Raw genomic sequence first — 7,710 nt, forward strand, 5'->3', positions numbered from 1 at the left:
ACGGTCGGATGCTCTCAAAACTAAGGCGGTGACCACGGCTCCGATTGGCTGGGTTATCAACCCTCCGATGGTTGGTCCCTCCGGTGGTGGTTGTCCTAACTGGGTGGTCTCCGTCGATGGTCTTTCCAAGAATGTCGTGTGTGAGTCCTCGTTTACCGCGGCTGTTGTCGGGGTCCGGGGCCCGTTGTTCGGCATTGTCGCAACGGCGATGATGTGGCCGCTTCTCCGGTCGATTTGGTACGCGCTTATCCCGATTGTCCGCGTCACTCCGTCGGGGTCGAAATGATCGGCTACTCCGGGGCCGTCCCCCGGCGCGTGTCGAGTACCGGACGGACGCGCAAGCGGCCGGAGGAACGCAGCACGTTCGGGGGTGGCTCGTGGTAACGGATGCGATTCTCGACTGGTGGTTCGGGCTCTGTGGCTGGTTCCTCGATCAGATGCCTAAAAACCCCATCCCCAAAGGGCTCGATCTGGGGTGGATTTCAGATATCAACTACTTCCTCCCCGTTTCGGAAATGTACGGACTGTTTACCGTCGTCTTTGCCCTCGGTGGCACCTTCGCCAGTGCATCACTGATTATCTGGGTGCTGGTCGGGCTCGTCCGGGGCGGTGCTACTAAGGCATGAGGAAACTATCTCTCCTTCAATGGGTCTTGCTGCTGCCGGCTCTGCTGCTGCTGTTCTTCTCTCTCAGCATCCTGGGGCTCGTGCTGTCCTCTGCTCCCCCGGTGGTGTCCCTGGTGGCCGGTGTGGTTGTCGTCGTCGTCCTGGTGTGGTTCTTCCTGGGGCGGCGGCGCTCTACCGGCGCTAATTCCGAGTCGTCCCTGATGGGCCGGCAAACTTCCAAAGAAGGGCTTCTGTAATGTCTCTAGGCTCCGCGATCGTTGCCGGCCTCAACCGGGGGCCGCTGCTCACTCCCCAGCCGCGCGCTGTGCTCAAACGCCGGGGCATGGGTATCCACGGCTATATCGGTCCCAACGGTGCCGGCAAAAGTCTGCTCATGGCCTTGGACACGCTGCCGACGCTGCGCGGGATTCAGTGGTCGTGCGATAACCAGGACCATTTGCACACTGCTGAGGGGCGCACCTCGGGCACCCGCCGTGTCCTCTCGACTATGCCGTTTATCACTCCGTCCGGGGCTCCGCACCCTCTGTACGTTCCGCTGACGGATTATTCACAGATCATCTTTGCCGAGCATGTGGACTTGCTGCTCGATGAAGTGGGCGGCGCTGTGGCGTCCTCCACCGGCTCGGATATTCCCATCGGGGTAAAAGCTTCCCTCCAAGAGTTGCGGCGCCGCGAGGTCATTTGCCGGTGGACGGCTCCCTCGTGGGCTCGTGCTTCCAAAGTTCTCCGCGAGGTGTCTCAGGCGGTCACGCTGACGCAAGGTTCCTTGCCGGTTCCGCATAAGGACGGCGTGATCTTCCCCGGACCTCACCCGCTCGAGGAAATGTCCGTCGATGGTGAAACGCTCGAATACCTGAACTGCGAGATTCCGGGCGAACACACACACGCCTCGGGCCGTATGTGGGGCGCGCGCCGGCTGATGTTCGCCCGGACTTTCGATGCCAACACGTTTGATGAATGGACGTTGGCGAAACGCGAGAAAATCAAGCCTCTCGTCCGGTCGCTGTTCTGGCGTCCTGGCTCCCTGGCGGAACGCGCCTACGACACTCACGGCTATGTGGAGAAGCTCGGGCAGGTGACGGACGCCGGCGTTTGCGATCACTGCGGCGGAACCCGGACCCGCGCTAAGTGCTCGTGCGTCTCTCCTGCTGCCACTCGCGGCGCTGCTCGTCGGGCGGCTGCTGAGGCTGCGGCGGCTGCTGCTGCGCCGGCTGACGGCGTGCCGGGGCCGGATTCGTCCGGCGATTTGGTTTGATGGGTTAAATGACTGACGGACCCCCGCTCTTGGAAATGTAGGGGTCCGCCGTAGTCACAGACAGAATTTGAGGATCTGGTGACAGAAACAACGGTAGCGCACGAGACAGACATTGTCTCCGACACGCTTAATGCCCTGGACCAATATGCGGCTTTTTACGCTGCGGTCAACGATTACGAGGAACCCGCTCGGGCGTCCCTCGCTGACATTGTCGCTGTTCGTGACTCGGTGGCCGGCGTCCTGGCCGTTCCGCTCTCCCAGCTCGAATACGCTCCCGATGGTCTGTCCGGGCTCACGGAGGGGCGCACGTTCCGGGTGGGTATCTCCCCCGGCATCATTTCGTGCCGCTCTACGGATTACAGCGGCCACGAAACGACGCTTACCGAGGCTCCGGGCCGGCGCTCTGCCGGCGTCGATATGCTCAACGCGTTCCAAGTCGACTTGGAGACTGGTGAAATTTCCGATGATGTGCCGGACCTCGATGGGCCGTCGCGGTCTGAAATTACCGGCTGGTCTGCCAAGTCTCGGGCGAACATGACTAAGAAACTCGCGTCCCTGGACTACTCCGGGTGGTCCCGCGAGGATGGCTCGCTTGCTATGGTCACGCTTACGCTGCCGGGCGATTGGAAGCCGCTTGCGCCTGACGGTAAAGCCTTTAAGCGGCTTATCGAGGTGTTCCGGCGTCGCTTCGTCCGGGCCGTGGGTCCGTGGCGGAACCTCTGGAAGCTCGAATTTCAGCGGCGCGGCGCTCCGCACTGGCACGCGCTCATGCGGGTGCCGGCCCTGGTCGGCTCTGAGACGTTCGAGGCGTGGCTTGCCCGGACGTGGGCTGATGTGGTCGGCGCTTCCCGCGAGGTAGACACTATCGACGCTGATGGACGCGAGCATTCCGAATACAGTCGGCACCTGTCGGCGGGGACCGGTGTTGATTTTTCCGGTAAAGACTTCTCGGACCCGCGCCGAATCTCGATGTACTTTGCCGGCCACTCTGCCAAGTCTCAGGACGGCAAGGAATACCAACACATTGTGCCGGCTAAGTGGCAGCGTCCGGGGGCCGGCCCTGGCCGGTTTTGGGGCTTCTGCGGCCTCGTGCCGGCCTTCGCTGAACTGGAAGTAACGCAGCGTGATTTCGACCGTTTGCGGCGTGAATTGCGCAAGCTGGCACGCGCTCGGGCCTGGGAGGTCGCGGTCAAGCGGTCACGCGGTGCGGTTCCGGTGCCGCTTGTCCGCGCTCCCCGGCTTCGGCGCTCCATGCTTGGCGGCGGCGGCGGTCAAAATGGCGGTTGGGTGCTGCTCAATGACGCTGTGCCGGTCCTTCAAGCTCTTGCCGGCTGGCTCTCGTGCGTCTAGTCCTGGTAGTGGCTTTGGGTGTGGTCGTCCCAATCTTCCATTGCGCCGGCTTGGTCCCACTTGGGATAGGCGACGGTCCAATCACAGTGGCCGCACCCTAGTTGCTCGGTCTTTACCCATTTCGCGTACTTCTGCTGTGCGGCCTGCTTGCTGATCTGCAAGCCGGTGCCGATTTCCTCCCAGGTTGCGCCGTCGGCTCGGGCTTCCCCCACGAACCGGATTAGCTCGTTTTGCAGCATCAGAATGTGGTCGGCAAGGTCTGTCATGTCTTTGAGGGCTTTATCTTTGGTCTCCATACGTCAAGTTTAGTTGACAGATGCCTTGCCGTCAATGATTCTTGACAGGTGATTTCCGCCGTCCCCGGCTGTGGTAATCGCCGGTASAACCTCGCTGGGACTCCCCCGGCCTTCTGTAGAACCCGTTCGATGCTCGACGCCGGCTGAAAAACCTCCCCGGCGTCGCTCCTGGCCGGTCCTCCCGGCTGCTTTTTAGCACCTCAGCGGCGCTGCCGCGCCCCGGCTTGTTCTCTGTGCCATATCTCGCCGCGAGGCTTTCTCCGGGGCGTCCATAGATCATAAGTAGCCTTACTGCAAGTCAAGGAAAAATTGCTTCGTCAAAACACTAGGCAAACTCTCAGGAACCGGGTTAAGGTCATCACAGCGGCTCCGGGGTGGTTCCCGTAGTCCTTCTCTCAACTCAACTGGAAGAAGTGGTAACAATGGCAAAAAGTCTATTCGCCAACGTGCAAGGGTCCGTCTTCAAGGTGGACCACCGCGAGGGCATCGGCAAGAAGTCGAACCTCCCCTACAGCATGGACATCCTGACTGTCCTTGTGCCTGGGGCCGGCCTTTCCGAGCTCGTTCTGCCGAATGATGGGGGCAACATTTCGGCTGATGCTCTCGCGGCGCTTGTCGGTCACGACGTGGATTTCCTGGTCGAAGTCTTCCCCAACGAATTTGGTTACGGGGTCAAGGTAATCGAGGACCGGGGCAACGTCGTCCGCGAGGTCGCTTCTCTCGTCGCTTCTGCCGCAGCCTAGTCAGGCTGCGGCTTTCTCTTTGCCCTAAAAATGGGGCGGGACCGGTGGTTTAGTCCGGTCCCTGACGAATTTCCGAGACTCAACCTCGTAGAAACGCTGGTATCAGTATGGAACATAACAGCATGGACGGTATACAGCCGCCGTCCAAGATCGTTCTCGTTGTCCTGGCCGTCCCCTTCGTCTCCTTCGTCGCTCTGGCGTTGTTCCTGAATTGGGGGCGGTGATGGATGTACTTCTCACTTTCTTCGGCATTTTCTTCGTCGGATACTCCATCGTCTTTACCGCTTCCGTTGTCCGAGATTTTCGGGCCGGCACACGCTTCCTTGATTTCATGGCAAGCGAACGGGCACAACGGCTTGACGGTGCCGCCGTCAACGTCCCCTACGCCTACCCCGGAACCAACCCCGGAACCGACGGTGACGGTAACAGTCACTTCGTCCCCGGTCCCATCCGGGCCGGCGGTCGTCTCTCTCGAACCAGTGCAATATACGGGCCTAACCATCGGTCTGGTGTTGTGCGTCCTCTTCCTCGCCGCTCTGCTCACCTCGCAGATGCGCCGTCCGTAGGGGTTCCCAATGACGGCATCTGAGTTGGTCTATCCCGTGTTGGGCTTTGCCGCTACCTTCATTTGCTTCCTGGCTATCCCGCTCCTTGGGCTCGCGCTCATGCACATGATCGGCAAGTCGTGACGTGGGCGACGGATGCGGAACTCGGTACGGCCTACGGCCTTGCAATTGGGGCCGGCCTTCTTCTTGGCGCTCTCGTGGCGCTGTTCAACTCCTGGCGTGCATAAGCTCACCGGGCCACAACGAATCTCTGAGAGGGGGTTAGAAAAATGGGTGCAGCAGTAGGAACCGCTCTGTCCGATGCGGTGACGCAGGCGACCGGCGTTATTTCCACCAACATGCCGCTCGTGTTCGGCGTCGCAATCGCGTTCGTGGCCTGGAACGTCGGCAAGCGCGTTCTCGGCAAGATCTAGGGCATACCGGCGCTCCGGTGTCCTGGTCCTTCGAGTCGGGCCGGTGAACCTAGCTACACGAATTAGCTAGGTTCACCGGTCCGGGCTCCTGAGTTTATCGGAAGGGGGGAAATATGCCTCCTGCAACAGTTGGCGACTCGCTCGCCTCCGCAGTTACCACGGCTACCGGCGTTATCAGCACCAACATGCCGCTCGTGTTCGGCGTCGCAATCGCGTTCGTGGCCTGGAACGTCGGCAAGCGCGTCCTCGGCAAAATCTAGGTTTTGCCTCTCGGTGGCCGGCTCCTTCCCCAATACGTTTCCAGAGGCGTATGGAGCCGGCCACTTCCTTATTAACTCCCAGCTTTGAAAGGTGGTCCCTGTGCGGCGCACATTCTCGGCGGTCTTTGTTGCCGGCCTCGCTATGCTGCTCTCTGTCGCTCTTGCCGCTCCTGCCGCTGCCGCTGGTGATCCGTGGTGGGACTACCTCAAAAACCCGAACGCACCGCAGTATAAGTACAGCTTCGATTACTACAAGCGGGCCTTCCGGCCTACGCAGGGTGGGCAGGTTCCCACCTCCACGAAACTCCCTGTCCCTCCCACGGTGAATCCCTCCACCTCGGGGCCGGCCTATTACCTGAACCAGTACCGCAACCGGGTTCCGTCCCCCGGTTCGCCTGTCCTGTCCGGCAAGGTCATTACTCCGGGCCAAACGGTTGTGCGGGTTCCCTCGACGTACGGTGTTGGCGGGGCCGGCGCTTCCGGCGCTACCGTGTCCAAGCTGCTCGGCGGTCTGCGCCTGGGGGCGTTCATCGGTGCCGGCATCGGTAGTACGTCCGTGGCTCCCGATAACCGCAAGGAAATTGCGCTCTCAAAGGGTGTTTCTCAGGCGTGCGTCGATGGGTCGGGCACCTGTTCGGCTGCTGAGATCAAAACTCAGTTCATGATCGATTCCTGCGGCCAGTTCACCGGGGCTAACTCCTGCGATTCCATCGGCGGCAAGGGCTCCGAGGGGCAGACAGCTTCTAAGGACTGGTTCTCAGATGAAGCCTTGCCCTTCCTTGCTGATCTGTGGGCTAAGATCACCGGCCAGCGGTCCAGCGATAAGCCGGTTCCCCCGGATACCTTCTACGAGGTGACTATGTCGCGGGGCTGTTACAAGTCCTATGCGGTCGAATACCGGGGCTCGAATAACCTCACGCTGCACTCACGCGGTGAAATTGTGGCTTCCCAGCCGGGAACGGACCCGGGAAAAACTCAGTGGTCTATGGCGTGTTCGGACCTCACCAACCCTACGAACGCTGCCGGTGCCGGCTTCATTGCCGATTGCATTGACCAGGACGGCAAAACCGTCAACGTTGCTAACCAGCCGTACGGCATTGCCGGCAACCTCTCCGCTTCGAGCTCTACCTGGAACGCTGACGGCAGTAACAAGGTCGGCATGTGCAACACCGGGAATAACCCCGGCAAGGTGTTGACCCTCCTGCGTATCCGTCTCGGTAATCAGAATCCACAGTCCTCGGTGGACTGGGAGTATTCGTCTCAGTGGTCGGCGGCGCACTACATGGAGTGGTGGAACCCGGATGCGAACCTCAACACCATTGAGAGCACGCAGATCACAACGTCCTGGACCTGCAAAACCTCGGACGGCGTCACCTATGACTTCGTTAAGACGGTCACTCGCACCGCTGCGGCTGCGTCTCCGTCCTGCCCTGCCGGTTCTGCGCTGGTAAAGCATGACGTGACGGCCAGCGGCGACGGTGGGCAGACTAAAACCACCATCGATAAGGGCGGCGAGATACCGGCTGAAATTGCCAAGTACCCCGGCTGCGCGTTCAATACCTGCACTATCGATGTTTGGGTCGATGGTTCCAAGTGCGTTGTCGGTCGTACTGAGTGCTTGAATTGGCCGGCTATCTCTGCAACGTCTCCCTCGCGTGTGGTGTGCAAGTGGGGTGCTTATGCCGTTCCGACGTCGGATTGCCGCGCTATCTCCAACGGCTACAAAACTGAGGTAGGCGTCGTTTTTGACCCTAACTCCGGTACATGGGTTGGTGTCGATGATTATGGGAACCCGGTCGATGCGAACCCGGAACCCTGGAACCCTGCCAACCCTAAGCCGGTCCCCGGTGTGGACCCTTCCACGCCGACTACTCCCGCGCCTGGGACTGGAACCGGGACCACTCCGAACCCTTCCCCGTTCCCCGGAACCGGGACTTCCCCGGCTGATGGGTGCGTCGCTCCTGCATGGTCCTGGAACCCTGTGGAGTGGGTTAAAAACCCGGTCGTCTGTGCACTAAAAGAAGCCTTCGTTCCCAAGACGGACATTCAGACACGGTCGGATGCTCTCAAAACTAAGGCGGTGACCACGGCTCCGATTGGCTGGGTTATCAACCCTCCGATGGTTGGTCCCTCCGGTGGTGGTTGTCCTAACTGGGTGGTCTCCGTCGATGGTCTTTCCAAGAATGTCGTGTGTGAGTCCT

8 protein-coding genes and 1 pseudogene are annotated in these 7,710 nt (G+C 60.6%); 8 read left to right on the forward strand and 1 reads right to left on the reverse strand.

Annotated features, from left to right (window positions below):
• Positions 1-377 precede the first annotated feature (377 nt).
• The 4 genes from AC1DGE_RS16805 (at position 378) to AC1DGE_RS16820 (ending at position 3,231) form a co-directional block, all read left to right on the forward strand.
• Positions 378-626, forward strand: a complete 249-nt coding sequence (locus tag AC1DGE_RS16805; protein ID WP_476917857.1) for a hypothetical protein — start codon at positions 378-380, stop codon at positions 624-626.
• Positions 623-862 (forward strand): hypothetical protein, encoded by a 240-nt coding sequence (locus AC1DGE_RS16810; protein ID WP_476917858.1) that lies wholly within the window; start codon positions 623-625, stop codon positions 860-862. The genes AC1DGE_RS16805 and AC1DGE_RS16810 overlap by 4 nt, the downstream gene beginning before the upstream one ends.
• Positions 862-1,881 (forward strand): hypothetical protein, encoded by a 1,020-nt coding sequence (locus tag AC1DGE_RS16815; protein WP_476917859.1) that lies wholly within the window; start codon positions 862-864, stop codon positions 1,879-1,881. The genes AC1DGE_RS16810 and AC1DGE_RS16815 overlap by 1 nt, the downstream gene beginning before the upstream one ends.
• Positions 1,882-1,959: 78 nt before the next feature.
• Positions 1,960-3,231: a rolling circle replication-associated protein gene (locus AC1DGE_RS16820; RefSeq protein ID WP_476917860.1), complete on the forward strand. Its 1,272-nt coding sequence runs from the start codon at positions 1,960-1,962 to the stop codon at positions 3,229-3,231.
• Here AC1DGE_RS16820 and AC1DGE_RS16825 read toward each other — a convergent pair.
• On the reverse strand, positions 3,228-3,527 hold the full coding sequence (locus AC1DGE_RS16825) for a hypothetical protein (RefSeq protein WP_476917861.1): 300 nt from the start codon (positions 3,525-3,527) through the stop codon (positions 3,228-3,230). The genes AC1DGE_RS16820 and AC1DGE_RS16825 overlap by 4 nt on opposite strands.
• A 422-nt stretch (positions 3,528-3,949) precedes the next feature.
• Here AC1DGE_RS16825 and AC1DGE_RS16830 point away from each other — a divergent pair, with 422 nt between their 5' ends.
• From AC1DGE_RS16830 to AC1DGE_RS16845, 4 genes and pseudogenes are all read left to right on the forward strand, one after another.
• A complete protein-coding gene (locus tag AC1DGE_RS16830) occupies positions 3,950-4,270 on the forward strand; it encodes a hypothetical protein (RefSeq protein WP_476917862.1) in 321 nt (106 codons plus the stop codon).
• Between the two features lie 835 nt (positions 4,271-5,105).
• Positions 5,106-5,249, forward strand: a complete 144-nt coding sequence (locus tag AC1DGE_RS16835; protein WP_476917863.1) for a hypothetical protein — start codon at positions 5,106-5,108, stop codon at positions 5,247-5,249.
• 113 nt (positions 5,250-5,362) lie between these two features.
• Complete coding sequence (locus AC1DGE_RS16840) at positions 5,363-5,509, forward strand: hypothetical protein (protein WP_476917864.1); 147 nt, start codon at positions 5,363-5,365, stop codon at positions 5,507-5,509.
• A 100-nt stretch (positions 5,510-5,609) separates the two neighbouring features.
• Positions 5,610-7,710 (forward strand): annotated as a pseudogene (locus AC1DGE_RS16845) (hypothetical protein); the annotation flags it as partial.

This window comes from Arthrobacter sp. 05N425 (genome assembly GCF_056397125.1).